We start from the raw sequence: 25,287 nt of genomic DNA on the forward strand, positions 1-25,287 counted from the left end.
TACCCTGAAACCACCGTTCGAGTTGCACGGGCAGGGAGCAGCTGACATGGGCAGGATACCGCACTGGCTTGCGCCGGTTTTAATCTACTTTCTCACTATACCTTCATTATCGGGTGCCGTAACTGACAAGACCGTCTATCCCGTCGGTGTTTTTGAGGGGATCCCGCGGGAAATTGGCGTTGAGAACGGCTCGCTGGTTGGCCGCTTTGCCGACATTTACCGCTGCGTCTTTGATCGGGTGGAAGGGAACTTCCAGTTTATTGAGATGCCGCTGGCGAGAATTCTTTTTCAGTTGGAGAAGGGAGAATTGGCGATTGGGTTGCCTCTTGTGCAGACGGCAGACCGCGACCAATATGCCGATTTTGGTGGCAGGCTGTTCCAGACCGAATACGTATATCTGTTTTTGGAGCAATATCCGCCTTTGCGCCAGGTGTCCGGCCTGCGTTATGCCTTTGTGCGTCGGTTCATAGGCAACCAGTTTCTTCAGGGAGACAACGCCAGTGCGGTCATGGTGGCTGAATGGAAGCAGGCCGTTGATATGGTGAAGCTTGGCCGCGCTGATGTCGTGGTTTTACCGGCGGTTCTTATCGACCATTTGATGGCGGGGTATGAAAAGCCATTCTACGTACGAACCGCGGCGTGGGTAGATCTTTCGTTGTATGTGTCACACCGCTTCGGTGCGGAGCGATTGGCACCGGAATTCCGTAGAGCTATTCGTGATTGCGAATCCTATGATGACCGCGAGTAATGGCTGACCCGGATTCTATCCTTTTTTGTGGAGCAATCGTTCAAAAAGAAGTACTGTATTCGGTAGCGGCATAAACTGTTTACCGGTGGCCTATCCCTTGATATCAGATTCTCTGTACCGTTTTCTCTTCTATGTCCTGCTGTTGATTCCTGGTGCAGTGAAGTCAGACGCGTTTCCATTGGCTCCCCTCATCGTCATGGCGCCCGACATACCCGGGATGTCGGAGCCAGGTGAAATTGGCCGAGATGTAGAATTGGTGAATGCTGTGCTGGAGGCCTGCGGCTGGGAAGCCGAATTTGTCTATCAGCCCTTCGGTCGCCACATCCGCACTTTTCGCGACCTGACTGCCGCCGATGCCGTTATGACGGTCCCGCTATCTTTGGACATACCGGGGGTCTCCACGTCTGCCTATATCTGGTACCACAACGGCGCTTTCTATAACGCGTCGGTGGTTGGTCCCATAACGACAATTGATGATCTGGCAGGGTTAAGGGCGGTTACGTTTCAGAATGGCATCGACATACTCAGACTATCTGATCGCGTGGATGAGTTTGAGCTGTTGCTGGAGGTGACTGACCAGACGATCCACGCCCGGATGCAGTTAATGGGCCGCGTTGATGTCATTCTAGCCGACGGTCTTGTGGTGGCTACTCTGGACAGGCGGATCCGTTCAGACCGTCGTTTTGGGGAGAGTTGGCCAAAAGAGCTGGACGATTTTGTATTCTATCCGGTTTTCAATCCTACTCCTTACAAAATGGTTTTCCGAAGTGAGGAGCTTGCCACTCAGTTTGACGAATGCTTTGATCGCCTCAGTGCGAAAGGCCGGATCGTTGAAATCAACAGCAAACACATTGATCAGTATCAGGAGCTGCTGCTGCACCGTTATTTGGGGTTCTAGTCAGTTCGCATCGCGGTGTCGTTGAGAATGCTCTATTGCGGAGCCTGGTACTTCTGCATTGGAAGCAGGCGTGTCGTCCAAAGGGATTTGTTTCTTTCTCGTTGCTCTTAAACGGGGACGCTCACCAGGTTCTTTTGACCGCTGATACTGACAGTCCCCGACTAACCGTCTCTGATGGCGGCTATCTGATTCTGAACTGGTCTTTATGTTCAGAGCGGAAGCATCCTCAATAGCTTCTCCATCCGGCATTCACTGACCGTGATTGACAGTGTGTTTCGGGGTGCAATAGCGCCGGCAAAGTTGTTGTGGGCAACCGGGGGTCAAAAAGGGGACAACCATAAAAAAAGGGCTACAACGTGAGTTGTAGCCCTTTGAATTCTGGTAGCAAGGGGCGGAGTCGAACCGCCGACCCCAGCATTATGAGTGCTGTGCTCTAACCAACTGAGCTACCTTGCCATTTCGCTTCGGGACACGCCCCAAACGAGGCGCGTATTTTCGGTATTTGGGCTCATCCTGTCAAGGCTTTACGGCCAAAAAATACCGAAAATTACACGTTGAACCGGAAGTGAATAACATCGCCGTCTTTGACGATGTAATCCTTGCCCTCCAGGCGCCATTTGCCGGCATCCTTGGCGCCGGCTTCGCCGTTGTACTGTACGAAATCGTCGTAGCTCACCACCTCGGCCCGGATGAAGCCGCGCTCGAAGTCGGTGTGGATAACGCCAGCCGCCTGAGGGGCTGTGGCACCGATTTTAACGGTCCAGGCTCGGACTTCCTTCACGCCGGCGGTAAAGTAGGTTTGCAGGCCAAGCAGACTGTAGCCGGCACGGATGACCCGGTCCAATCCGGGCTCTTCCATGCCCATTTCGTCCAGGAACATGGATTTCTCTTCGTCTTCCAGTTCAGAGATCTCGGCTTCCAGCTTGTTGCAGATGGGTACCACGACTGCGTTTTCAGAAGCGGCAATCTCACGCACCTTGTCCAGGTGGGGATTGTTCTCGAAGCCGTCTTCGTTCACGTTGGCGATGTACATGGTGGGCTTGACGGTGAGCAGGCACAGCTCACGAATCAGTGCCATCTGATCCTTATCCAGGCCCATGCTGCGAACGGGCTTGCCTTCGTTCAGTACCGGCAGCAGCTTTTCAAACATCTCCAGCTGGGCCTTGGCTTCTTTGTCGCCGCTCTTGGCAACGCGCTGAACACGCTTGATGGCTTTTTCTACGGTGTCCAGGTCGGCCAGGGCCAGTTCGGTGTTGATCACTTCGATGTCGGAAGCGGGATCTACCTTGTTGGCCACGTGGATGACGTTGCCGTCTTCAAAGCAGCGCACCACGTGAGCAATGGCATCGGTCTGGCGGATGTTGGCCAGGAACTGGTTGCCCAGGCCTTCGCCCTTGGAGGCGCCGGCGACCAGGCCGGCGATGTCGACGAACTCCATGGTGGTGGGCACCACCCGCTCCGGCTTGACGATCTCCGCCAGTCTGGTGAGGCGCGGGTCGGGCATGGCTACCACGCCGGCGTTCGGCTCGATGGTGCAGAACGGGAAGTTTTCCGCGCCGATGCCGGCTTTGGTCAGTGCGTTGAACAGGGTGGATTTGCCGACGTTGGGAAGGCCGACGATGCCGCAGTTAAATCCCATGGAATGCCTCTGCTGGAACTGAAAAATTTGGGCGGATTATACCGGTGTATCGGTAAGGGTGCGAGTAAGGGGATGTGCCTTGCTCAGGGCGTTGGTTTGAAGCTGTGCAAACGGTTCATGGCGGCAGCCAGTTTGCCGCTGGCGGCATCCGGTAATACCCGCATGACTTCGTCAAACACGGCGGTCAATTGTTCGGTTTCCTGTTTGCCCAGTCGGCCCAGTACAAAACCGGTGACTTTGCGGCTGTCGCCGGGGTGGCCTATGCCAAGGCGCAGGCGCTGGAAATCGTTGGTGCCCAGATGGGCGATGGTGTCGCGCAGCCCGTTGTGGCCGCCGTGGCCGCCGCCTTTCTTGAGTTTGGCCGTGCCGGGAGGCAGGTCAAGCTCGTCGTGGGCAACCAGAATCTGTTCAGGGGAGATCTTGAAGAAGTCCGCCAGGGCCTTGATGGCAGTGCCGCTGCGGTTCATAAAGGTACTGGGGTTCAGTAAGTGCAGGTCCAGGCCCTGCCACTGAATGCGGGCGTATAGCCCGTGATACTTCTTTTCGGGACGGAGCGTCTGACCCGCTTCGCGGGCCAGCGCTTCGACGAACAGGGCGCCGGCGTTGTGGCGGGTATTCTCGTAGTCGGAACCGGGATTTCCCAGTCCAACCACCATGACAATATCCTGTGCCATTCGCCGTTGCCCCCGGAGTTATTACTCCTCGCCGCCTTCTTCGCCTTCCTCGCCTTCAGCGTCGTCCGCCTTGGCGCCTTTCGGCTTGTGGATAGAGGCAACTGGCAGGTCGTGGTCTTCGCCCTGCTGCAGAGCGGCAACTTTAACGCCTTTCGGCAGTTTCAGGTCGCTCAGGTGAACTACCTGATCCATCTCGACTTCGTTCAGGTCGACTTCGATGAACTCGGGCAGGTTCTGCGGCAGACAGATCACTTCAACTTCGGTCATGGTGTGGGAAACAATGCCACCCTGGAGTTTCACGGCCGGAGCTGTGTCTTCGTTGATGAAGTGCAGCGGTACGTTAACGTGAATCTCGTGGTCCTTGTCAACGCGCAGGAAGTCGGCGTGAGTCAGGATGGGCTTGTACGGATGACGCTGCAGATCCTTCAGGATCACGCTCTCTTTTTTGCCCTGAATGTCGACGGTCAGGATGTGAGAGAAGAAGGCTTCGTTTTCGATGGCCTTTTTCAGCTCGTTGTGCCAGATGGCGACCGGAGTTGCGTCTTTGCCGCCACCGTAGATGATGGCCGGAATCTTACGCTCTTCGCGACGCAGGCGGCGGCTCGCACCTTTCCCCTGATCGTCACGAGGAAATGCTTCAATTACAAAATCCTGAGACATGGTAATTACCTCGTTGGTCATCTGAGCGGCCCGCGACCAGGCTCTGAACAGATGAGCATTTCAAAAAGACCGGAGTTTTCCGATCGACTAAAAGAGTCGGGAGCCCTGTTGGACTCCCGACCCGGAAACTGCCTCTAAGTCTGAGGGTTACAGCGATAAGGCTGTTCAGACGTTCTCGAACATGGCACTGATGGACTCTTCGTTGCTCACGCGGCGAATGGATTCGGCGAGCAGCCCAGCCATGCTGAGGGGGCGGATTCTATCACAATTTTTGGCTTTGTCACCCAGCGGGATGGTGTCGCACACCACCAGTTCGTCCAGCTCCGAGTTGTTGATGTTCTCGATGGCCGGGCCGGAAAGTACCGGGTGAGTAATGTAGGCAACCACGCGGGAGGCGCCGTGCTCTTTGAGCGCGTTGGCGGCTTTGCACAGTGTGCCGGCGGTGTCGACGATGTCATCCACCAGGATGCAGGTCTTGTCGCGGACGTCACCGATGATGTGCATTACCTGGGAAACGTTGGCCTTGGGGCGGCGCTTGTCGATGATGGCCAGGTCGGCATCATCCAGGCGCTTGGCAACAGCGCGGGCGCGGACAACGCCGCCTACGTCCGGAGATACGACGACAAAGTTCTCGAACCGCTGTTTTTCAATGTCTTCAAGCAGTACCGGGGTGGCGTAGATGTTGTCCACCGGGATATCGAAGAAGCCCTGAATCTGGTCGGCGTGCAGGTCTACGGTCAGCACACGATCCACGCCAATGCTGGAGATCATGTCGGCGACCACTTTGGCGCTGATGGCTACCCGGGTAGAGCGAACGCGACGATCCTGACGGGCGTAGCCGTAGTAAGGAATAACGGCGGTGATTCGTGTGGCGGATGCACGACGCAGGGCGTCAGCCATCACGATCAGTTCCATCAGGTTGTCGTTGGTGGGGTAGCAGGTGGGCTGGATAATGAAAACGTCGTGACCACGAACATTCTCATTGATTTCAACGGTGGTCTCGCCATCGCTGAAGCGGCCTACAGTGGCCTGGCCCATGGGAATATGGAGTTTTCTGGCAATGTCACGCGCAAGTTCGGGGTTGGCATTGCCAGCGAAAATCATCAATTTGGACACGACAGCATCCTTCTCAGTATCGGCGTTTGATTCAGAAGAAGCGGGAGAAAGGTGGCTGGGGTGGCAGGATTCGAACCTGCGCATGACGGGATCAAAACCCGTTGCCTTACCACTTGGCGACACCCCAATATCATCGTGCTTTTTTGGCATCATTTCAGCTCTGTCAGCTTTTTGTGCAGAGGTGAATGGTTCACCCCTTTAGCTACGAACCCCGTGATGCCGGAGGGTTTGCTTTCCCAGATAATCCGGGCTGCGGATTCTGTCGGGAAACGTCCAAAAATGCAAGCCCCGGTTCCGGTTAATCTTGCAGGTCCGAATTGTGAAAGCCACTCCAGGCTCTGGTTAACCTCAGGATACAGTTTTCGAACTACATCCTCACAGTCGTTTCGGTACCTCGAGGCGTCTCCCTCAAAAGCGGGGCGTATTTTGATTTTTGGTGTGTCCCTTGTCAACCCTTCGGCTGAAAAAATCTTTCCGGTGCTGATGTTGCACTCGGGTTTGAGCACCACAAACCAGTCTTCCGGCGGGTTTGTGGGGGTCAGCTTTTCGCCGACACCCTCGCCAAAGGCTGCATGGCCACGCACAAATACCGGCACATCGGCGCCCAGGCGCAGGCCGATTTCTGCAAGCTGGTCTTCGCCCAGATTCAGTTCCCAGAGGCGGTTCATTGCAAGCAGGGTGGTTGCGGCGTTGGAGCTGCCGCCACCCAGGCCGCCGCCCATGGGCAAGCGCTTGTGGATGTGAATGGTAACGCCGGGGAGCGTGTTCTCGGTGGTTGCGGCCAGGGCTTTGGCTGCCCTGATCACCAGGTTGTCACTGTCCGGAACACCTGGTACGGGTTCTGCCAGTCGTATGCCGGGCTGCTCCGGAGTCAGTGTGAACGTGAGTTCGTCGCCATAGTCCAGAAACTGGAACAGGGTCTGGAGCTCGTGGTATCCGTCCGGGCGCCGGCCAACGATATGCAGGAACAGGTTGAGTTTGGCGGGCGAGGGCAGGGTAATCCGGGTTAACAATACTCAGTCCTCTTGTTGCCATTCGCTGATGACCACGCGTACCCGTTTGTCGCCGTTCAGGGCTGTGATCCGGGCAGGAAGCGCGGGCAGGCTGTCAATGAATGGCTGCCAGCGGTCATAGCGAATTTCCCAGCCATTCTGCCGCAGGATGGCAAGTTGGCGCCGTTCATCGAACAGCAGGCGGAAATCACCGTCCGGTGCCGGCAATCCCCGAACCCACCAGGCGAGGTTGTCGATGGGCAGGTTCCACCCTGTGGCGGCGGCCACCAGGGTTTCCGGGTCTGAGGACTGGTAGGTCTCACCATTGGCCAGAGTCAGTTCAATGAAGCCCGGAACGCCCTTGAGCCGTGTCGTGCCCATGCCCAGAAAAGAGGACGACAGCGAGAGGTCATAGCTTTCACCCTGTTGGCGCCAGTTGTTGATAATGGCGGTGCCGCTGTCTGAGGGTTGTTTTACCGCCAGCTTTCCTCTCAGTTGCCACTGATCAAACCGGCTCAGTTGGTTGCTGCGCTCGGCCCAGTCGGCCGGGGGCTGGTTGGTCATGCCTTCGGGCAAAGGTTCCAGCTGGATGGTGGTACAGCCGGCCATGGCGCCGGTCAGCAGCGCCATGGCAAGTAATCTTCGGATCATTGGTCGGCCCCATCGCTGGTCAGCCGGTCGATGGTTTCCCGAAGAATTTCATGGTCCGGGTTCTGGTCCAGCCCTTCTTCCCAGATGATGCGTGCCTGTTCTTCATTGCCCGTTACCCAGAGGACTTCGCCATAGTGTGCCGCTACTTCCGGGTCCGGGTAGGCTTCCCAGGCCCGGGCCAGGAAATCGAGGGCCTGATCCGTTTCGCCCTGGCGGAACAGTATCCATCCCATGCTGTCGAGAATGGCCGGGTTTTCCGGGTCCAGCGCGATGGCTTTCTCAATATAACCGCGGGCTTCATCAAGGCGATCAGTGCGCACCGTCAGAATGTAGCCCAAGGCGTTCAGGGCAACGGCATTTTGCGGTTGCGTTTCAAGGATGGTTTTCAGATCCTGCTCTGCGCCAGCCGGTTCTCCCATAGTGTCCTGCAGCATCGCCCGTGCATAGCGCAGTTCAACATTGTTCGGGTAGTTTTCCAGCGCAGCATCAGCTGCGGTCAGGGCTTGTTCATTCCGCTCCTGATCGATCAGCAGATTCACCTCCAGTAGCCAGAATTTCTCGGCATGGTCTGGGGCTCGTTCGCGCAGGCTCTGGATGTGGGCAATGGCCTGGTCCAGATCGCCGGCCAGGGCTTGCAGTTCACTGGCGCGGGCCAGCGACGGGAAGAAATAGTTTCCCCGTTGCACGCTCTGGTAGTACTCGATCGCCTGGTCGGTATTGCCGGCATCTTCCTCGATGCGTCCCAGGTAATAGCTGGCTTCGTCCTCGTGGTGGCCCTGCTCGATCAGGCGGGTCAGTTCTTCCCGGGCCAATGCGGGCTGCTGGTTTTCCAGGGCGACCAAAGCGTGTGAGAGTCTCAGCCCCGGCGTGTCCGGATAGCGTTTTACCAGCCGTTCAAATTCGTCCTGGGCGGCCTGCAGCTCTCCCTCGTTGATCAGCATGCGGCCATAGAGGGTGCCCATCTGGCGGTTGGACGGGAAGCGCTGGGTATTGGTGGTCAGGTAATTCAGGGCCTCACGTTTCTGCCCGGTCTGGTAGAGCAGATCGCCCTTTAGGATGATGGCGGGCTGGAAGTTCGGCTCCTGCTCAAGCAACTGGTTAATCTGCCGGAGGGCGACCGTGGGGGTGCCGGTTATTTTCTGCAGCAGGGCAATGCTGTACTGCAGTTCGGGGTTATCCGGGTGCTTGACTGCCAGTTGACTGTAAAGCGCCAACAGCTCCTGTTGCTGCGCGGGCGGCAGTCCCGCGGCCATGGCAGCGAGGCTGTCAAAATCCGCGTCTTCTCCCTGGTCCATGATCTGCTCCATATGGAACAGGGCGTTTTCCAGTTTCTGGCGCTTGACCGCCTGAATGGCCGATATCCGATGTGCTTCCAGATTGTCGGGGTCCACGTCCAGCCAGAGTGTAGCCAGTTGTTGCTGGGCATTGTCTGCATTCAGAGACTGGGCGATCCGCATGGCCCGCTCAATCACGCCGGTGTCCCGTGAGGTTTTCGCAGCCTGGAGGTAATTGACCAGGGTGACATCGTAACGGCCACGCTGGCCTGCCACTTCAGCCGACAGAAGCTGGTAAAGCACTTCCGGTTCGAATTCGGCATAGTTGATGGGCGTGGCAGGCGGGGTAGCTGCGGGGGTATCGGTCCCGATTACCTCATCGGCGGGTTCCGGGGTACCGGAAAATACGGCGCAGCCCGGAAGTGTGACGAGAGTGAGTCCCAACAGGCAGGTAACCAGATACGGTGCGGATTTTTGCATGCAACTTCCTGTGTGCTATCGGCGATAGGTCAGTGAAAACCGTTTTCTGCCCGGTAATTGAGGCAGATCGGGTTGCGGCCACGGCCAAGGCCCTATAATGGCATAAGCGTCTGAACTTGCCCAACCTGTCCGCACTTGCCGAAGGCGACGGGTTTTCGGGTGGCGACTGAGCAGTTGCCCCGGTAGAATGGCGAGTGATTATCCATAATCAGGGCAGGGTTTTCTGTACTCCAAATGGCACTAGTAACGCTGGGAATCAACCATCGCACCGCACCCGTGGAGATCCGCGAGCGTGTGGCGTTCACGCCGGAGCGAATGGCCGAGGCCTTTTCAGAACTCCGTGCTGCCTCCGGTGCCAGCGAGGCGGCTATCCTGTCCACCTGCAACCGGACGGAGCTCTATCTGGCCGGGGATGATGACTGCGCCCCCTCAGTGCTGCGCTGGCTGGCCGGCTTCCACGAGCTGGATGTGGCCGATCTTGAAAACGTACTCTATGTGCATCGGGATTCCGACGCGGTTCGTCATATGATGCGGGTGGCCGCCGGCCTGGACTCCATGGTGTTGGGCGAACCGCAGATTCTGGGCCAGCTCAAGGATGCCTATGCGCTGGCGCGGGAACACAGCGCCACCGGTTCCTTTCTGTCCCGGTTGTTCGAGCAGACTTTTTCCGTAGCCAAACGTGTACGTACCCAGACAGCTATCGGTGAAAACCCGGTGTCGGTTGCCTATGCCTCGGTCAGCATGGCACACCACATTTTTGCGGACATGTCCCGCAACAAGGCGCTGCTGATTGGTGCCGGGAAAACCATTGAACTGGTCGCCCGACACCTGGCAGAAGCCGGTGTGCGCAGTTTCCTGGTGGCTAACCGTACGCTGGAGAAGGCCCAGGCGCTGGCAGAAGCCCACGGTGGTAAAGGCATTCTGCTCTCGGAAATTCCGGATCATCTTTCCGATGTGGATATCGTGATTTCCTCCACCGCCAGCCCCTTGCCGATTCTGGGCAAAGGCGCGGTGGAAAGGGCGTTGAAGAAGCGCAAACACCGGCCCTATTTCATGGTCGACATTGCCGTGCCCCGGGATATTGAACCGGAAGTGGCGTCACTGGCCGACGTCTACCTCTATACCGTAGACGACCTGCGCCAGGTGATTGAAGAGAATATTCGCTCCCGGGAGGGCGCGGCCCGGGAGGCGGAAAACCTGATCAGCAGTGGCGTTCAGGATTTTCTGGATCAGCTGCGTGCCCTGGATGCGGTTTCCACCCTCAAGGTGTTCCGTCAGCGTGCAGAATTGCTGCGCGATGTCGAAACCGAAAAAGCCTTGCGCGCCCTGCGCAACGGCACCGATCCGGAGACGGCCCTGCGCTCACTGGCACGGGGCCTGACCAACAAACTTCTGCACCAACCCTCGGTTCAGGTACGCAAGGCGATGGCCGAAGGCCGTACCGAAGTGACCGAATGCCTGAGGGAGCTTTACCAGCTGGACGCACTGGAAGCTGACGAGCCCACCACCACGGAAAAACTATGAAACCATCCATCCAGTCCCGCCTCGAACAGCTTGTTGAACGGTTCGAGGAGGTGAACGCGTTGCTGAGTGATGCATCGGTGATTGCCAATCAGGATAAATTCCGGGACCTGTCCCGCGAATTTGCCGAGATTGAACCGGTGGTCAAGTGTTTTCAGGCTTGGCGACAGTCTCTGGAGGACATCGACGCGGCCACGGAACTGGCCAAAGACGGCGATGCAGATATGCGGGAAATGGCCGAAGAGGAGCTGGCCAGTGCCCGGGCTCGCAGTGAAGAGCTGGACGAAGAATTACAGCGGTTAATGCTGCCCAAAGACCCCAACGACACCAAGAACGTGTTCCTGGAAATCCGGGCCGGCACCGGTGGCGATGAAGCCGCTATCTTTGCCGGCGACCTGTTCCGCATGTATTCCCGCTATGCAGAGAAACGCCGGTGGCAGGTCGAAGTGCTCAGCGAAAATGAAGGGGAGCACGGCGGTTTCAAGGAAATCATCGCCCGCCTCTCTGGCGATGGTGTCTATGGCACGCTGAAATTTGAATCCGGTGCGCACCGGGTGCAGAGAGTGCCGGAAACCGAATCCCAGGGCCGCATTCACACCTCGGCCTGCACGGTTGCCGTGATGCCGGAGGCCGACGAAGCCGAAGCAGTCGAGATCAACAAAGCGGACCTGCGGGTGGATACCTTCCGCTCCTCCGGTGCCGGTGGTCAGCACGTGAACAAAACCGACTCGGCCATCCGCATCACCCACCTGCCCACGGGCATTGTGGTGGAATGCCAGGAAGAACGTTCCCAGCACAAGAACCGTGCCAAGGCCCTGAGCCTGCTGGCCTCCCGCCTTCAGAATGCCGAACTGGAAAAGCAGCAGAAGAGCATGGCGGAAACCCGCAAGAGCCTTGTGGGCAGCGGTGACCGTTCCGAACGTATTCGCACCTACAACTTCCCTCAGGGCCGGGTAACGGATCATCGTATCAACCTGACTCTGTACAAGCTCGACGAAGTCATTGCCGGAGACCTGGACGCCGTGGTGGTTCCCTTGCAGCAAGAACACCAGGCCGAACTGCTGGCAGATATGGCCAATGAGCAACAGTGAATGTTCGCTCACCTGTGAGGCCCTGCTGAGAGAAGCGGCAGGCCGGATTGGTGGTGACTCTCCCAGGCTGGATGCCGAACTGCTACTGAGCCACATCACCGGCCTGACCCGCACCAGTTTCCGGGCGTGGCCGGAGCGGGACGTGCCGGTGGACCAGGCAGAGCGGTTTTTCGCGTTGGTGGGCGAGCGTGCCAGCGGCCAACCCGTTGCCTATTTGCTGGGGGAGCAGGAGTTCTGGTCTCTCCCTCTCAAAGTCAGTCCGTCCACCCTGATCCCCCGGCCAGATACGGAGTGCGTGGTAGAGGCCGCGCTGTCGCTGGAATTACCCGCCCGCGCAAGCGTGCTGGACCTCGGCACCGGCACCGGTGCTATCGCGCTGGCGCTGGCCAGTGAACAGCCTGGCTGGCGGATTATGGCCAGTGACCGTGTGGAAGACGCGGTCGAGCTGGCCCGGGAAAACAGCCGGCGCCTGGGATTGCCTGTTACCGTGGTAAAGAGCCACTGGTTCGACCAGATTCCCGCCGGAACTTTCGACCTTCTGATTTCCAACCCACCGTATATACCGGCCAGCGACCGTCATTTAAGGGAAGGTGATGTGCGCTTCGAGCCTGAATCTGCCCTTGTGGCCGGAGACGATGGCCTGGACGATATTCGCCTGCTGGTGACCGAAGGACTGAACTGGCTTAACCCCAATGGCTGGATGCTGCTGGAACATGGCTACGACCAGGGCGGCGCCGTACGGGATTTGTTTGCCAAAGCCGGATGGCGCAACATAGAAACCCGCAAAGATTACGGCGGCAATGATCGCATGACCCTGGCCCGGAAACCGGCCAGCGACCAATAGCGAGAACAACCATGCTCAGCGACGAAGAACTCCTCCGCTACAGCCGGCAAATCCTGATGCCCCGGTTCGACATCGCCGGCCAGGAAAAACTCAAAGCCGCCCACGTGCTGGTCATCGGCGCCGGCGGCCTGGGTTGTCCTGTAGCCCTCTACCTTGGCGCAGCAGGTGTTGGCCACTTGACTCTGGTCGACGATGACCAGATCGAACTGGCAAACCTGCAGCGCCAGATCGCCTTTGAGCAAAGCTGGCTGGGCGATTCAAAAGCCGGGCGTCTGGCAGAGCGGGTGAGGGCGATCAATCCGGAAATTACCGTTAATGCGGTGAATCTCCGGGTGGATGGTGATGATTTGCGCCATCTGGTGAGCGAATCCACACTGGTGCTGGACTGCACGGACAACTTCAACACCCGGTTCGCCCTGAACCGGGCTTCGGTTTCTTCGAAAGTGCCCCTGGTTTCGGGTGCTGCAATAAGAGGTGAAGGCCAGCTTTCCGTTTACGATCCCCGTCACCCTGAAAGTCCTTGTTACCACTGCCTGTATCCTGAACAGGGCAACGAAGACCTGACCTGCTCGGAAGCCGGTGTCATCGCTCCGCTCGTCGGCATGATTGGTTCTGCGCAAGCCATGGAAGCCATTAAAGTTATCTCGGAGGTGGGCAAACCTTTGGTGGGCCGTTTGCTCATTCTGGATGCCTGGCAGATGGAATGGCGAGAGATGAAGCTGGCAAGAGATCCCGAGTGCCCAGTCTGCGCAAGTTAACTCCAGGATAGGTCAGGGTTGGGGGAGGTCTTTCCAAAACCCTGTGGAGCCATGGATGGCGGAACGGAGCCTACATGGATGTATTTACGGCGTGTTTTGGAAAGACCTCCCCCAACCCTGACCGGCAACGAGACTCCAAAGTCTCAATCCTTCAGCGCCTGAAACCTGGCGATGGCTTCTTTGCGGGACTCTTTCAGGTCCACAATGGGTCTGGGATAGCCTTTTGGGATAACACCACCCCTGGATGGGTCGTGAATCCGCTTGTTGTCGAGCTTTGCCAGCTCCGGCACCCAGTTCCGAATAAACTCCCCCTTCGGATCAAAGCGCTCACTCTGGGTCACCGGATTGAACACACGAAAGTAGGGCGCAGCATCGGTACCCGTTGAGGCACTCCACTGCCAGCCACCGTTGTTAGACGCCAGAAAGCCATCCACCAGATTCTGCATAAACCAGGCTTCGCCCAGCCGCCAGTCGATGAACAGGTTCTTGGTCAGGAACATGGCAGTGATCATCCGCAGGCGATTGTGCATCCAGCCGGTGGCTTTCAACTGGCGCATGGCTGCATCCACAATAGGGATACCCGTGCGGCCTTCCTTCCAGGCTTCGAAATGCTCGCCCGGCGTATTCCACTCCAGAGCCTCGGTTTCCTCCTTGAACGCACGCCCCATACTCACCCGCGGGTAGTGATAAAGGATATGGATGTAGAAATCCCGCCAGGCGATTTCATTGATCCAGGTTTCCACGCCTTCCCCGGAAAGGCCTGATTGCTTTGCCGCAATCAGGCACTGGCGCCCGGAGAGCACGCCATTGGCCAGGTAGGGGGAGAGCTGGCTGGTGCCATCCAGCGCCGGGAAGTCCCGGTTATCTTTGTAGTCCTTGGCGCGCTCCGTCAGAAACGCCTCCAGCTGCTCGTGAGCGGCATCCTCTCCCGTCGGTACCAGCGGCTCCGGTGCCTCTCTGAACGGCGCAGGCAGGGTGTCGGTCTGTTCGGGTTTGACCGCGTTGCCGATCGCGGCGGGCCTGGGGTGCAGAGTGGGCCGTGTTTCCTCTATCCAACTGCGCCAACGACGGGAGAAAGGCGTAAACACCGAGTAGGGTTCGTTCTGCTGGGTCAGAATCTGGCCGACCGGGGCGACGGTCTGGTCCCGGTACTTGCTCACCCGGATGCCGAAATCCACCAGGCGATCGCGCAGTGCTTTATCCCTGCGGCGTTCGTTAATGCCGTACTCCTCGTTGAAATGGACGTCGGCAATGTCACTGTCCTTGCAGAACTGCAGCAGTGCATCGCTGCCATCCGAAAAACGCTCGGCGTTCAGGAATGTCAGTGGAACGCCAAGCTCAGCCAGTTCCCGGGCCAGGGCGTTGGCGTGTTCAAGAACAAAGCGTACCCGGGCGGCAGACCAGTCGTGTTCCTGCCATTGCTGAGGGGTGACTACAAAACACGCGCGCACCGGTTCTCCTGATTGGCACGCGGCCGTCAGGGCAGGGTTGTCGGCAAGCCGAAGGTCGTTACGGAACCACACCAGTTGTGTCATCGGGTCATCCAGGTCGTTGACGGGTGCATATAAGGGTAAATACAACCCAAAAAATCATAGGCTTGTATATTCGCTGCAACTACCGGATTGGATTATAGTTAAAACCAGCCGCCACCGAATCACGCTGACAACAAGGAGCCGTTTCGCAGGCATGACCGAGCAAACCGAAAGCCAGCGCGAAGGTGTCTGGGCGCACCCCTATCAACTGGCATCCGGCCAGACACAGCAACATCAGCTTGGACATACCCGGGTCTGGATTACCCTGCTGGATCTTGAGTGGCAGGTGCGTGAGGAGAAGCTGGATATTCATTCCGATCCCCTGCATTGGCAGGAAACCCTGGGCCATACCGTGCCATCCGCTGATATTCCGGTGCAGCGTTTTGTGCGTATGGATGATCAAGGTATCGTCCGCTTCAACCCCGCTATGGGCTGTCGTCCCACGGTTATACGGCCATTCCAGCCTTTAACCATTCCTGCCGGTGGGCGCTGTTTGCTTTACGTGGGAACATCCTTGTGGATGAAAGTGTGTGTAGGCGATGGGCAAACAGAGCTGACCGAGATCCCGCTGGCCGTGCCCTCCATGACCTGGCTTGGCCGTAACACCATGGAGGGCGAGCTTTGCTACGCTTCCTCCACGTTTGGTCGTCTGGCACTTGAGGCGGTGCCGAAACGTCCCTGGCGGGCCGTTACTCCGGTGACCATCATCAATCGCCGTGAGCAGGCACTGCTGCTGGAAAGGTTCAGCCTGCCCACGCCATTGCTGGCCCTTTATCGTAACGAGCGTGGACAGCTGTGGACGCCGGGTGTCACGGTAGAGTGTGAAACCGATATGAACTCTGCCAGCCTGAATATTGAACAGTCGGTACCCGCCTGTGCCGGTCAATGCCAACTGGTGGCGCCGCCCCGGGAAAAGCTGGCCAAAGGGCGCCGCCTGGTGCGGGCGTTTGACCGAATGTTTGGCTGACAGAACCAGGAGCAACTCTGTTGATTGAGGCTATTGAGGCTACGTTTATTCAATTGATCAGTGGCATTGCCTGGGGGCAGTGGCTGGCGGCGGGATTTTTGCTGGTGCTGGGTATCTTCCTGGGTACCATGCTGGCCCGGAGCGTCGGGCGGCTGGTCGAAAGCCGCACTTCACGGCACCACCAGGTGCTCATCCGGCGCCTGGTGTTCTATGTGATTTTCGTGCTGTTTGCTATCGCAGCGCTGCGGGAAGCCGGGTTTTCACTGGAAGTGGTGCTGGGGGCGGCCGGTATTCTCACGGTAGCCATTGGCTTTGCTTCGCAGACATCGGCTTCCAACATCATCAGTGGCCTGTTTCTGGTGATGGAGCGTCCGTTTGAGATAGGCGATGTCATCGAAGCGGATGCCACCATTGGTGAGGTGGTGGCGATTGATCTGCTCAGTGTAAAGCTGAGAACACCGGACAACCTGTATGTGCGTATCCCCAATGAAACCCTGATCAAAACCCGGGTGGTGAACCGGTCCCGGTTTCCGATCCGGCGGATCGATTTGGTGATCGGTATCGCCTACGCTGAAGATGTGGAGCGGGTGCGGGATCTGTTGCTCGGGCTGGCGGAGACCAATCCGCATTGCCTGGAAGAGCCCCGGCCGTTTGTGCTGGTGACCGGTTTCGGGCCTTCGTCTGTGGATCTCCAGTTTTCCTTCTGGGTGGCCCGGGAGGAATTTCTGGAAGGTAAAGGCGGCATGATGGTCGCCATCAAGAAAGCACTGGACGGGGCGGGTATTGAAATACCGTTCCCCCACACCAGTGTCTACGCCGGCAGTCATTCCGAACCTTTCCGCATACAGCTGGTTGGGTCGGAACAACAGCAAGAAAAGGAATCACCGGATGTCGACAATAAAACCTGAAGCCATCAAAACCACTCCCCCGAAAGCGGCAGAGAACAAGGTCAGCCTGGGGTGGCGGGAATGGGTGGCGCTGCCGGATCTTGATATCCAGCGTATCAAGGCCAAGGTGGATACCGGCGCCAGGACATCCTGTCTGCACACCTTCCGCACCGAGCCCTACACCGAAAATGGCGAGCGCCGCGTGAAATTTTGGGTACACCCGGTCCAGAACGACCTGCACCATGTGGTGGAATGCGATGCCCGGGTGCTGGATGAACGTACGGTCTCGGATTCCGGTGGCCACAAGGAACAACGGCTGGTGATTGAAACCACGCTGGCACTGGGCGATCAGAGCTGGCCCATTGAAATGACACTGACCAACCGGGACTCCATGCGGTTCCGGATGCTGCTCGGGCGAACCGCCATGGCGGGCCGCTCGGTAGTCTACCCCGAAGCTTCTTATCTTGCCGGTGAGCCGGCACCAAGGACCTGACTATGAAAATTGCGGTACTGTCCCGAAACCGTCACCTGTATTCGACCCGGCGTCTGGTGGAGGAAGGCATTAACCGTGGCCACGAAGTGAAGGTCATCGACTGCCTGCACTGCTCCATGAACATCACCTCTGCCGACCCGAAAATCCACTACCACGAAGAGGTGCTGGAAGATTTTGATGTTGTGATTCCCCGTATTGGTGCCTCGGTCACGTTTTACGGCACTGCGGTGCTCCGGCAGTTTGAGATGATGGGCGTGTTCCCGGTGAATGAATCGGTTGCCATTACCCGTTCGCGCGACAAGCTGCGCTCTTTACAGTTGCTGGCCCGCAAAGGTGTCGGCATGCCGGTGACCGGTTTTGCCAATAAACCGGACAACGTGCCGGAATTGCTGAAAATGGTGGGGGGGGCTCCGGTGGTGATCAAGCTGCTGCAGGGCACCCAGGGCATCGGCGTGGTGCTGGCGGAAACCCGCAAGGCGGCAGAAAGCGTGATCGAGGCCTTTATGGGCCTGAAAGCCGACATTCTGGTGCAAGAGTTCATCAAAGAGGCGGGCGGTGCCGACATCCGCTGTTTCGTGATTGGCGACAAAGTCATTGCCGCCATGAAGCGCCAGGGCGCCGAAGGCGAATTCCGCTCCAATCTGCACCGCGGTGGCACTGCCTCGCTGGTGCGGATTACCCCGGAAGAACGCCGCACCGCCATCACCGCCGCCAAGGCCATGGGCCTGAATGTGGCCGGTGTTGACCTGCTGCGTTCCAGCCGTGGCCCGCTGGTGATGGAGGTAAACTCTTCGCCAGGCCTGGAGGGTATTGAAAATGCCACCGGCAAGAACGTGGCTGGCATGATCATCAACTGGACCGAAAAGAACTATAAACCCTGGAAAACCAAAACCCGGGGCAGGGGATAAGCAGGCATGGCCAGAGCACCGTTCGAGATTGCCGGCGTACAGGTAAAAGCCGGTACCCGGGAGACCGTGGAAGTCCCAGTGGCAAAACTCTACACCCATACCCCGCTGCATATTCCGGTGGAAGTGGTGCACGGCCGCCGGGATGGCCCGGTGTTGATGGTGTGTGGTGCCATCCACGGCGATGAGATCAACGGTGTTGAAATCATCCGCCGGGTGTTGAAGAACTCCGCGCTGCGGCACCTTCGGGGCACCCTGGTGGCAGTTCCCATTGTTAACATTTTCGGGTTTGTGCAGCGTACCCGTTACCTGCCCGACCGGCGGGATCTGAACCGGTGTTTCCCGGGCTCTGAGAGTGGCTCTCTGGGCGGCCGTATTGCCTATCTGTTACGCACCCAGATCATGGAAAGCGTCACCCACATTATCGATCTGCATACCGGCGCCATTCACCGGTTCAACCTGCCGCAGATCCGCGCCGAGCTGAAAAACCCGGAAACTTCCCGCATGGCTGAAGCCTTTGGAGCGCCGATCATTATCAATGCCGGTCTGCGCGAAGGCAGCCTGCGTGCCTACGCCGATTCACTGGATATTCCGGTCATTACTTTTGAAGGCGGCGAAGCCCTGCGCTTTGACGATGTCGTCATTGCCAGCGGCGTGAAGGGCATTATCCGGGTAATGAGGGAACTGGAAATGGTGCCGGCCAAGAAAGGCCCCAAGGCGCCGAAAAAGCGTTCGGAAACGGCGGCCAATTCGCAGTGGGTGCGGGCAGACATCGACGGTATCATGCGGCCGGTGGCCAGGCTGGGCCAGAAGGTCCGCAAAGGGCAGCGGCTGGCCATGGTAGCCGATCCCTTTGGCGAGACTGAAGTGGCTATTACTTCACCCTGTTCCGGGATCGTCATCTGTGTGAACAACCTGCCCTTGGTGAACGAAGGTGAGGCCATCTACCACGTGGCGCGGTTTGATGAGTTGGGTGAGGCCGAGAAGGCCATGGACTACTTCCGCAGTTCCTTCGAGAGCGAGATGTCGGAAGAAGCCGTGGTGCCGGTACACCCCTGGGATGAACTTCAGAAATAACCGACTGTTGGAGCACGTATGATCTGGCACCAGAACACTATTGAGCTGGCCCCGCTGCCCAGGGGATTTAACCTGGTGACCAACGAAATCCTGGCCCAGGCGCCGGAACTGACCAACTGCGAAGTGGGGTTGCTGAATCTGTTCATTCAGCATACCTCCGCTTCTCTTGCCATCAATGAGAACGCCGACCCGGACGTACGTGGCGATCTGGAGCGTCACTTCAATGTGATGGTGCCGGAACACGCCGACTATTACGAGCACACCCTGGAAGGCCCGGATGACACCACCTCCCACATCAAAAGCGTGATCATCGGGCCGTCGCTGACCATCCCCATCAGCCACGGCCATCTGGCTCTCGGTACCTGGCAGGGCATCTACCTTTGCGAACACCGGAATCATGCCGGTGGTCGTAAAATTGTGGCGACTTTGCAGGGGCGTTGGTGAGTATGTTTGAATCATGGTCTCAACGCCAAGGGGCCAATATGTATTTCTCTGATATCGATCATGTAGAGGAATAACCCTCTAAGGTAAGGTGGTACGGATACACTTTTTCTTCGCCGAATAAGGGACCTTTGAGGCCTGGAAGAAGTTGGCATGAGGGCAGGATTGCCCGTCAAGGAACCCCGAGGATTTTCGGGCATCAAGGAAGAAGCAAGGAGCAAAGCCATGAGCGGCAAGAAAGTTGTGCTGTTGGGGGATCTAGGTACCGACCATGAGGGTTTTCCGCCCACCCCGGTAATCAATGGTTCCCCGGATGTATTCATCGACGGCAAGCCCGTCGCGCGGGTAGGTGACCAACTCGCCCCGCACTCCAAACCCAAGCATTCCCCTCATCCGCGTACTATCGCTTCCGGTTCAAGCACGGTTTTCATTAACGGGTTACCCGTTGCCACAACCGGTGGTGCGATTTCCTGTGGTGGAGTCACCATTGGCAGTAGTAGCGTGGTGGTTGGCGATACCCATGCGCCATTGCCATTCTCTGGTGTTTCGGGGGCAAATTCTCACTCTGCGCCTTTGAGCTCAGACTCCAGTACAGCAGAAACACACACAAACGGCATGCAGGCCTCTTCCGGCCCGCAGCTGCGCAATAGCACGTCCAGCCACGATGGTGGAGGGGCTGGCTCAGCCGCAACCCCTTCTCAGGTCACCAAGTCTATTGACGAGTCTGGCAAAACCCTTCACCTGGGGGTATTTTTTGATGGCACTGGCAACCATCGGGGCAATGACCAGATCCTGGCGAACCGCGATGTGACGAATGTGGCGAAGTTGTATGACCTGTATCGTGACGATGGCCTTGGCAGCAACTATCGAAGAATCTACGTGAATGGACCAGGCACCATTGACGGCCAGCACACTCCGAATGGCTTTGAGGCCTCGGAGGACCTCATGGGCTTGGGTTTGGGCATTGGGCCCGAAGGTGGACATGACAGGATAGAGTTTGCGATTAGACGGATGCGAAGAGATATCTTTGCTGGGGACTATGAAGAAGTAGTCTTCGATGTATTCGGCTTCAGCCGTGGCGCGGCCCTGGCCCGGCATTTTGTCAATCTGATCAATGGACAACCGGAAACGGTCCTGCTGCCCCAGTTTAAGGGTGCCTCTTTGTTCTCCCCAATGGTTGGCGTCACACCCGTACCTGCTTTTCCGTCTGGTGTGAAGGTGCGGGTAAATTTTGTTGGCCTGTTTGACACTGTGGGTAGTTTTTACCTACCCGGAGACAACGCCAACCTGGACTTTAATCTGAACCTTTCGCCTAGCAGTGCTGAGAGGGTTGTGCACCTTACGGCCCATCATGAGATCCGCAAGAATTTCCCATTGAGCAGTATTATGAATGACAACGGTAATGGGCCATCACACTTTACGGAAATAGCCGTACCGGGCGCCCATTCCGATGTGGGCGGCGGTTATGAAAACCCGGACAAGGGCTTCGAGAATATTGAGAAGATCGTTCTGGGCATCCACTCGGGTCTTGCGGACGGCGGCCATACCCAACGCACAGCCATTCCGCAACTTGAGGCGAAGTACGCGCGCCCAGGCCGGACTGTGGTAGCGGTGCCACAGCCAAATGGAGATATCCACGTGCAGGAGCGTAGGCGTACACGTAAGGAGCTGGCGATATACAACCTACACCGGATGCATGGATTAGCTGTGCAAGCGGAGGTTCCATTGGGTGGACTGGATCTGACTGATATCGATCATGCATTACCTTCCGCCCTTCAGTCAGCAATCGCGTCTTGGCAGTCGGCAGGAGGCTCGCTGGAAACGTCCAGGGATTACCTGCATGGGTTTATTCATACTTCCCATAGTATCTACAAATTTGGGTTAGACCCAGAGTCCTCGGGCAAACGCACGGTTTTCTACAATAAGCCGAGCAAAGCCATAACCCCATCTTCGGTAGGAGTGGCAAGTGCACAATAAAAGGGCCCTGAGGGCAACCTTTATCATCTTGTTTTCGTTCCTCGCTGTAGCTTGTTCCTCGGAGCCCCGCGAGTACGACTTTGCCGTGTCTGTTGCGGGAGGGCCGCAGGGATGGCCGGTTTGGGTTGAAGACATCACATTCGATGGAACGTGGAACGCTCGTGGTGGGTCACTGCGTGGTGGTTATGACCACATTCCCCCGGGAGGGGGCGTCGTGGGTATAAGTCCTAAACCTGCCCCCAGCACCGTGCACGCCCGCTGGTTTTCTTTCCGAACCCAAACGTTCTATGAGGTCACCCTCTCGCTACCCGAGGATCTTGATGACAAATTGCGTAAATGGTACCGGGACTACCCGCTTGATGACTACAACCATACTCTGATTGTTGGGTTTTCGGGTAAGGGAGAAGCACTCGCCTGGTGGGAGGCGTTCTGTAACACCTGCAATTATGATCGCAGCCACGATTTCCACATGCCACTGGCTGAAGATGTTGTCGCTGAAATTGTTGAGGGTGATCCTGGCCGATACAACGTCAGAACTCGCGATTATGTAGAGGAAGGAATTATTCCTCCACCACCAGCCTGGCTCAGCCGTCAGGCTGATGGCGACGCAGGAAATTGAGAAGCAACTTCTCAGGTTAACCGAGTTGTGATTTGGGAGAGGTGAGTGCGCAATAACACGGTTCTCAGAATCAGGGTGATTATCCTGCTGTCGCTTTTAGTCACAGCCTGCTCCTCGGAACCTCGCGAGTACGACTTCGCCGTGTCTGTGGCGGGAGGGCCTGAAGGGTGGCCTGTTTGGGTTGATGAAGTAATCGTTGATCAATCTTGGAGGGTGCCGGCTGGGGGAATTGAACATGGCTTTGATCAACGCCCTCCAATAGGCGGTGTGGCCATATTGGGTCCCAAGCCTGCACCCAGCAGCGTGCATGCCCGCTGGTTCTCCTACCGGACCCAGACATTCTATGAAGTTATCCTTTCGCTGCCAGAGGATCTTGATGACAAACTGCGCAAATGGTATCGGGACTATCCGCTTGATGACTATAGCCATACTCTGATTGTTGGGTTTTCAGGTAAGGGAGAAGCGCTTGCCTGGTGGAAGGCTTTTTGCTCCACCTGCAATTACGATCGCAGCCACGATTTCTACACGCCGCTGATCGAAAACGTCCAAGCCGAAGAGGTCGAAGGGGACCCAAGCGGTTACCGATTGCAAACTCAGGAGTTGATTGATGAGGGAAGTATGCCGTCGCCGTGGTAGCCATTCCATTGGCAGCACCATAGGGTTAGCTAGTGCGCGACAAAACCAATGCAGGGGCCACCCATCGGTCCCAATGAGTAAGTTTGGATGGAGAACAGGCTGCCCTTTGCCAAACAATCCACGTAGTATGCGATTTGTCGTTTCTACCCAGGTACCCCCGCAAACTCCTGAACATCCCGCAAAAACCGATCTACCTGCTCTTCCGAGGTCGACCAGGAGCACATCAGCCGGGAACAGCCGCCAATAAAGTTGTAGAACTTCCACCCTTTCTCTCTCAGCGCAGCCTGGGTAATTTCCGGTAAATCCACAAACACACCATTGGCCTGCCTGGGGTAACGCAGGGATACGCCGTCAATACCGCGCAATCCGTGCTCCAGCCGTTCGGCACAGGCATTGGCGTGTCTGGCATTTTTCAGCCAGGTATCGTTAGTGAGCAGACCGCACCAGGGGGCTGAGATATAGCGCATCTTCGAGGCGAGTTGCCCCGCCTGTTTACAGCGCCATTCAAAGTCTTCGGCCAGTTTACGGTTGAAGAAAATCACCGTTTCACCCAGGGCCAGTCCATTCTTGGTGCCGGAGAAACAGAGCACGTCGACACCCGCTTTCCAGGTGATTTCAGAAGGGTGCACGTCCAGCGCCGCTACCGCGTTGGCAAAGCGTGCGCCATCCATATGAATGTTCAGGCTATGGCGGTCGGCCACTGCGCGCAGCGCACGGAGTTCCTCTGGGGAGTAAAGGGTACCCACTTCTGTTGCCTGGGTGATGCTCAGGGCCTTGGGTTTGGGATAGTGAATATCGCTGCGTTTAGTGACAAGGTGTTCCACGCTTTCCGGGGTCAGCTTGCCGTTGGTACCGGTACCCAGTAATAGCTTTGCCCCGTTGGAGGCGTATTCCGGGCCGCCGCATTCATCGGTCTCGATGTGGGCCAGTTCGTGGCAGATGACGCTGTGGAAGGACTGCCCGATGGACGCCAGAGCGAGGGAGTTTGCGGCTGTGCCATTGAACACGAAGTAAACGTCGCAGTCGGTATCAAATACTTCGCGTAGTTGGTCTGCCGCTTTGGCTGTCCAGGTGTCTTCGCCGTAGGCAGGTTCGTCCTTCTGGTTGGCCTGTTCCATGGCGTTCCAGGCCTGGGGGCAGATACCGCTGTAATTATCGCTGGCGAATTGCTCCGAGTCTGACATTGGTTCTCCCGAAAATATCATGGGTGAATATCCACCCATTATTAGCTTTGCTGTGGGTGGTTAGCCACCCAATGTTCTTCGTCTATTTGTCTAATAAGAAATCAATTTATTGTTTTGTAAGTATTTTTACTAACTGGCCTGGCCCTTGCTGATAGCTCCCCCAGCGAGGCCGGGCAGGCCTCATCAGCACCCAACCAACAAGATGAATCGGGAGCATTTCTTATGAAACTTCAAACCATTCTGGCGGCTGCGATCGCCTCCTCCGTTGTTGCTGGCCCTGTGATTGCCCAGGATCGTGCCGGCTGGCCCGAGAGCTTTACCGTTGGCACGGCAAGCCAGGGCGGCACCTACTTTGCCTATGGCTCCGGCTGGGCGAACTTTGTGGCGGAGAATCTGGGGGTGTCTGGTGGTGCTGAAATCACCGGCGGCCCGGTTCAGAACATGGCGCTGGTTCACACCGGAGACCTGAAGTTTGGCCTGACCACCATGGGCCCGGCCCGTGAGTCCATGGAAGGCGAGAGCCCGCTGGCCCCGGGCATGAAGATGGACAACGTGTGTGCCATGTTCCCGATGTATGAAACCCCGTTCTCCATTGCCACGCTTTCCAGCTCCGGTATTACCAGCATCTCCGAGATTCCGGACGGTGCCACCATTGGTTTCGGGCCGGCCGGCTCCACCTCGGATACCTACTTCCCGCGCATGATGGAAACGCTGGGCGTCAAGTTCGAGCGTCGTAACGGCAGCTGGTCAGACCTCGGTGGCCAGCTTCAGGATGGTCTGATTGATGTGGTGGCCTTTGCGGCCGGTATTCCCATTCCGGCGGTCAGCCAGCTGGAAGTCCAGACCGACGTTAACGTGATCGGCATGAACGATGATGAAGCCAAGAAGATCGTCGATAACTTCCCGGTGTCGGAGTTCGTCATTCCGGCCAGCACCTACCAGTCCCTGGACGCTCCATCCCGAGTGGTCTCCATGTGGAACTTCGCCATGGTGAACTGCGATATGCCGGAAAGCTTTGTGTATGAAATCACCAAGCTGACCATGGAGAACAACGACAAGATGGTGTCGATCCACAAGGCAGCGCGCCACTCCGTTCCCGAGAACTACACCAAGAACAAGGTACTGCCCTGGCATCCGGGTGCAGCACGCTGGTTCAACGAGAACGGCTATCCCATCGAAGACGCGGCCATCAAGCAGTAATGAACCAGGCCGAAGGGTCGCCT

25 protein-coding genes and 2 tRNA genes are annotated in these 25,287 nt (G+C 57.3%); 16 read left to right on the forward strand and 11 right to left on the reverse strand.

Going from position 1 to position 25,287, the window contains the following annotated elements:
• Positions 1 to 46: 46 nt before the first annotated feature.
• Positions 47 to 748, forward strand: a complete 702-nt coding sequence (locus JIF53_RS06825) for a transporter substrate-binding domain-containing protein (RefSeq protein WP_153740895.1) — start codon at positions 47 to 49, stop codon at positions 746 to 748.
• A 25-nt stretch (positions 749 to 773) separates the two neighbouring features.
• Positions 774 to 1,646: an amino acid ABC transporter substrate-binding protein gene (locus JIF53_RS06830; RefSeq protein ID WP_226597606.1), complete on the forward strand. Its 873-nt coding sequence runs from the start codon at positions 774 to 776 to the stop codon at positions 1,644 to 1,646.
• A gap of 379 nt (positions 1,647 to 2,025) precedes the next feature.
• Here the strand turns inward: JIF53_RS06830 and JIF53_RS06835 are convergent.
• The 9 genes from JIF53_RS06835 to JIF53_RS06875 form a co-directional block, all read right to left on the reverse strand.
• Positions 2,026 to 2,102: transfer RNA gene (locus tag JIF53_RS06835), tRNA-Met, on the reverse strand.
• Positions 2,103 to 2,193: 91 nt separating this feature from the next.
• On the reverse strand, positions 2,194 to 3,285 hold the full coding sequence (gene ychF, locus JIF53_RS06840) for a redox-regulated ATPase YchF (protein ID WP_199452132.1): 1,092 nt from the start codon (positions 3,283 to 3,285) through the stop codon (positions 2,194 to 2,196).
• 83 nt (positions 3,286 to 3,368) lie between these two features.
• On the reverse strand, positions 3,369 to 3,959 hold the full coding sequence (gene pth, locus JIF53_RS06845; RefSeq protein WP_011785830.1) for an aminoacyl-tRNA hydrolase: 591 nt from the start codon (positions 3,957 to 3,959) through the stop codon (positions 3,369 to 3,371).
• 21 nt (positions 3,960 to 3,980) lie between these two features.
• Positions 3,981 to 4,619, reverse strand: a complete 639-nt coding sequence (locus JIF53_RS06850) for a 50S ribosomal protein L25/general stress protein Ctc (protein ID WP_011785829.1) — start codon at positions 4,617 to 4,619, stop codon at positions 3,981 to 3,983.
• A 165-nt stretch (positions 4,620 to 4,784) separates the two neighbouring features.
• Positions 4,785 to 5,735, reverse strand: coding sequence for a ribose-phosphate diphosphokinase (locus JIF53_RS06855; RefSeq protein WP_011785828.1), 951 nt, complete (start codon positions 5,733 to 5,735; stop codon positions 4,785 to 4,787).
• A gap of 52 nt (positions 5,736 to 5,787) precedes the next feature.
• Positions 5,788 to 5,862, reverse strand: a tRNA-Gln gene (locus JIF53_RS06860).
• A 22-nt stretch (positions 5,863 to 5,884) separates the two neighbouring features.
• On the reverse strand, positions 5,885 to 6,748 hold the full coding sequence (gene ispE / locus JIF53_RS06865) for a 4-(cytidine 5'-diphospho)-2-C-methyl-D-erythritol kinase (RefSeq protein WP_014420700.1): 864 nt from the start codon (positions 6,746 to 6,748) through the stop codon (positions 5,885 to 5,887).
• Between the two features lie 3 nt (positions 6,749 to 6,751).
• The gene (gene lolB, locus JIF53_RS06870; protein WP_199452133.1) at positions 6,752 to 7,378 is read right to left on the reverse strand and encodes a lipoprotein insertase outer membrane protein LolB; all 627 of its coding nucleotides are present in this window, start codon (positions 7,376 to 7,378) and stop codon (positions 6,752 to 6,754) included.
• A complete protein-coding gene (locus JIF53_RS06875; RefSeq protein WP_199452134.1) occupies positions 7,375 to 9,132 on the reverse strand; it encodes a tetratricopeptide repeat protein in 1,758 nt (585 codons plus the stop codon). Before JIF53_RS06875 ends, lolB begins: the two co-directional genes overlap by 4 nt.
• A gap of 234 nt (positions 9,133 to 9,366) precedes the next feature.
• Here JIF53_RS06875 and hemA point away from each other — a divergent pair, with 234 nt between their 5' ends.
• From hemA to JIF53_RS06895, 4 genes are read left to right on the forward strand one after another with little or no spacing between them, the layout of a single operon-like run.
• On the forward strand, positions 9,367 to 10,656 hold the full coding sequence (hemA, locus tag JIF53_RS06880) for a glutamyl-tRNA reductase (RefSeq protein WP_011785824.1): 1,290 nt from the start codon (positions 9,367 to 9,369) through the stop codon (positions 10,654 to 10,656).
• Positions 10,653 to 11,744, forward strand: coding sequence for a peptide chain release factor 1 (gene prfA / locus JIF53_RS06885; protein ID WP_011785823.1), 1,092 nt, complete (start codon positions 10,653 to 10,655; stop codon positions 11,742 to 11,744). Before hemA ends, prfA begins: the two co-directional genes overlap by 4 nt.
• The gene (prmC, locus tag JIF53_RS06890; RefSeq protein ID WP_228285489.1) at positions 11,731 to 12,588 is read left to right on the forward strand and encodes a peptide chain release factor N(5)-glutamine methyltransferase; all 858 of its coding nucleotides are present in this window, start codon (positions 11,731 to 11,733) and stop codon (positions 12,586 to 12,588) included. The genes prfA and prmC overlap by 14 nt, the downstream gene beginning before the upstream one ends.
• Positions 12,589 to 12,599: 11 nt before the next feature.
• Positions 12,600 to 13,346 (forward strand): HesA/MoeB/ThiF family protein, encoded by a 747-nt coding sequence (locus JIF53_RS06895; protein ID WP_199452135.1) that lies wholly within the window; start codon positions 12,600 to 12,602, stop codon positions 13,344 to 13,346.
• Positions 13,347 to 13,489: 143 nt separating this feature from the next.
• Here JIF53_RS06895 and phrB read toward each other — a convergent pair whose 3' ends face one another.
• Positions 13,490 to 14,881: a deoxyribodipyrimidine photo-lyase gene (phrB, locus tag JIF53_RS06900; protein WP_199452136.1), complete on the reverse strand. Its 1,392-nt coding sequence runs from the start codon at positions 14,879 to 14,881 to the stop codon at positions 13,490 to 13,492.
• Between the two features lie 151 nt (positions 14,882 to 15,032).
• Between phrB and JIF53_RS06905 the strand changes: the two genes are divergently transcribed.
• The 9 genes from JIF53_RS06905 to JIF53_RS06945 all read left to right on the forward strand — a co-directional run bounded on the left by JIF53_RS06905 (position 15,033) and on the right by JIF53_RS06945 (position 22,880).
• Positions 15,033 to 15,845 (forward strand): hypothetical protein, encoded by an 813-nt coding sequence (locus tag JIF53_RS06905; RefSeq protein ID WP_014420707.1) that lies wholly within the window; start codon positions 15,033 to 15,035, stop codon positions 15,843 to 15,845.
• A 20-nt stretch (positions 15,846 to 15,865) separates the two neighbouring features.
• Complete coding sequence (locus JIF53_RS06910; protein WP_199452137.1) at positions 15,866 to 16,753, forward strand: mechanosensitive ion channel family protein; 888 nt, start codon at positions 15,866 to 15,868, stop codon at positions 16,751 to 16,753.
• Entirely contained in the window at positions 16,734 to 17,225 is a 492-nt protein-coding gene (locus JIF53_RS06915) for an ATP-dependent zinc protease (protein ID WP_199452138.1), read from the forward strand. The genes JIF53_RS06910 and JIF53_RS06915 overlap by 20 nt, the downstream gene beginning before the upstream one ends.
• Before the next feature lie 2 nt (positions 17,226 to 17,227).
• Positions 17,228 to 18,133 (forward strand): 30S ribosomal protein S6--L-glutamate ligase, encoded by a 906-nt coding sequence (gene rimK, locus JIF53_RS06920; RefSeq protein WP_011785816.1) that lies wholly within the window; start codon positions 17,228 to 17,230, stop codon positions 18,131 to 18,133.
• Positions 18,134 to 18,139: 6 nt separating this feature from the next.
• Entirely contained in the window at positions 18,140 to 19,207 is a 1,068-nt protein-coding gene (locus JIF53_RS06925; RefSeq protein WP_121208399.1) for a succinylglutamate desuccinylase/aspartoacylase family protein, read from the forward strand.
• A gap of 18 nt (positions 19,208 to 19,225) precedes the next feature.
• Entirely contained in the window at positions 19,226 to 19,651 is a 426-nt protein-coding gene (locus JIF53_RS06930; RefSeq protein ID WP_014420709.1) for a secondary thiamine-phosphate synthase enzyme YjbQ, read from the forward strand.
• Positions 19,652 to 19,873: 222 nt separating this feature from the next.
• On the forward strand, positions 19,874 to 21,625 hold the full coding sequence (locus JIF53_RS06935; RefSeq protein ID WP_199452139.1) for a type VI secretion system PAAR protein: 1,752 nt from the start codon (positions 19,874 to 19,876) through the stop codon (positions 21,623 to 21,625).
• An 85-nt stretch (positions 21,626 to 21,710) separates the two neighbouring features.
• Positions 21,711 to 22,244, forward strand: a complete 534-nt coding sequence (locus tag JIF53_RS06940) for a DUF2931 family protein (RefSeq protein WP_323127156.1) — start codon at positions 21,711 to 21,713, stop codon at positions 22,242 to 22,244.
• Positions 22,245 to 22,289: 45 nt separating this feature from the next.
• The gene (locus JIF53_RS06945) at positions 22,290 to 22,880 is read left to right on the forward strand and encodes a DUF2931 family protein (protein WP_199452141.1); all 591 of its coding nucleotides are present in this window, start codon (positions 22,290 to 22,292) and stop codon (positions 22,878 to 22,880) included.
• 143 nt (positions 22,881 to 23,023) lie between these two features.
• On the opposite strand, the gene JIF53_RS06950 is transcribed toward JIF53_RS06945, so the two are convergent.
• Positions 23,024 to 24,064 carry a threonine aldolase family protein gene (locus JIF53_RS06950; protein ID WP_199452142.1) on the reverse strand — a complete coding sequence of 347 codons (1,041 nt, stop codon included), beginning with the start codon at positions 24,062 to 24,064 and terminating at the stop codon, positions 23,024 to 23,026.
• A gap of 222 nt (positions 24,065 to 24,286) precedes the next feature.
• Here JIF53_RS06950 and JIF53_RS06955 point away from each other — a divergent pair, with 222 nt between their 5' ends.
• Positions 24,287 to 25,264, forward strand: a complete 978-nt coding sequence (locus tag JIF53_RS06955; RefSeq protein WP_022991005.1) for a TAXI family TRAP transporter solute-binding subunit — start codon at positions 24,287 to 24,289, stop codon at positions 25,262 to 25,264.
• Positions 25,265 to 25,287 lie beyond the last annotated feature (23 nt).

The sequence above is a fragment of the Marinobacter sp. bablab_jr008 genome (genome assembly GCF_016464145.1).
GTDB lineage: Bacteria > Pseudomonadota > Gammaproteobacteria > Pseudomonadales > Oleiphilaceae > Marinobacter > Marinobacter nauticus.

What these genes read in the sequence shown, in the direction of transcription:
- JIF53_RS06825 (WP_153740895.1), top strand. Translation starts at nt 47, where the DNA reads ATGGGCAGGATACCGCACTGGCTTGCGCCGGTTTTAATCTACTTTCTC.
- ychF (WP_199452132.1), bottom strand. Translation starts at nt 3,285, where the DNA reads ATGGGATTTAACTGCGGCATCGTCGGCCTTCCCAACGTCGGCAAATCC.
- pth (WP_011785830.1), bottom strand. Translation starts at nt 3,959, where the DNA reads ATGGCACAGGATATTGTCATGGTGGTTGGACTGGGAAATCCCGGTTCC.
- JIF53_RS06850 (WP_011785829.1), bottom strand. Translation starts at nt 4,619, where the DNA reads ATGTCTCAGGATTTTGTAATTGAAGCATTTCCTCGTGACGATCAGGGG.
- lolB (WP_199452133.1), bottom strand. Translation starts at nt 7,378, where the DNA reads ATGATCCGAAGATTACTTGCCATGGCGCTGCTGACCGGCGCCATGGCC.
- JIF53_RS06875 (WP_199452134.1), bottom strand. Translation starts at nt 9,132, where the DNA reads ATGCAAAAATCCGCACCGTATCTGGTTACCTGCCTGTTGGGACTCACT.
- hemA (WP_011785824.1), top strand. Translation starts at nt 9,367, where the DNA reads ATGGCACTAGTAACGCTGGGAATCAACCATCGCACCGCACCCGTGGAG.
- prfA (WP_011785823.1), top strand. Translation starts at nt 10,653, where the DNA reads ATGAAACCATCCATCCAGTCCCGCCTCGAACAGCTTGTTGAACGGTTC.
- prmC (WP_228285489.1), top strand. Translation starts at nt 11,731, where the DNA reads ATGAGCAACAGTGAATGTTCGCTCACCTGTGAGGCCCTGCTGAGAGAA.
- JIF53_RS06895 (WP_199452135.1), top strand. Translation starts at nt 12,600, where the DNA reads ATGCTCAGCGACGAAGAACTCCTCCGCTACAGCCGGCAAATCCTGATG.
- phrB (WP_199452136.1), bottom strand. Translation starts at nt 14,881, where the DNA reads ATGACACAACTGGTGTGGTTCCGTAACGACCTTCGGCTTGCCGACAAC.
- JIF53_RS06905 (WP_014420707.1), top strand. Translation starts at nt 15,033, where the DNA reads ATGACCGAGCAAACCGAAAGCCAGCGCGAAGGTGTCTGGGCGCACCCC.
- JIF53_RS06915 (WP_199452138.1), top strand. Translation starts at nt 16,734, where the DNA reads ATGTCGACAATAAAACCTGAAGCCATCAAAACCACTCCCCCGAAAGCG.
- rimK (WP_011785816.1), top strand. Translation starts at nt 17,228, where the DNA reads ATGAAAATTGCGGTACTGTCCCGAAACCGTCACCTGTATTCGACCCGG.
- JIF53_RS06925 (WP_121208399.1), top strand. Translation starts at nt 18,140, where the DNA reads ATGGCCAGAGCACCGTTCGAGATTGCCGGCGTACAGGTAAAAGCCGGT.
- JIF53_RS06930 (WP_014420709.1), top strand. Translation starts at nt 19,226, where the DNA reads ATGATCTGGCACCAGAACACTATTGAGCTGGCCCCGCTGCCCAGGGGA.
- JIF53_RS06935 (WP_199452139.1), top strand. Translation starts at nt 19,874, where the DNA reads ATGAGCGGCAAGAAAGTTGTGCTGTTGGGGGATCTAGGTACCGACCAT.
- JIF53_RS06950 (WP_199452142.1), bottom strand. Translation starts at nt 24,064, where the DNA reads ATGTCAGACTCGGAGCAATTCGCCAGCGATAATTACAGCGGTATCTGC.
- JIF53_RS06955 (WP_022991005.1), top strand. Translation starts at nt 24,287, where the DNA reads ATGAAACTTCAAACCATTCTGGCGGCTGCGATCGCCTCCTCCGTTGTT.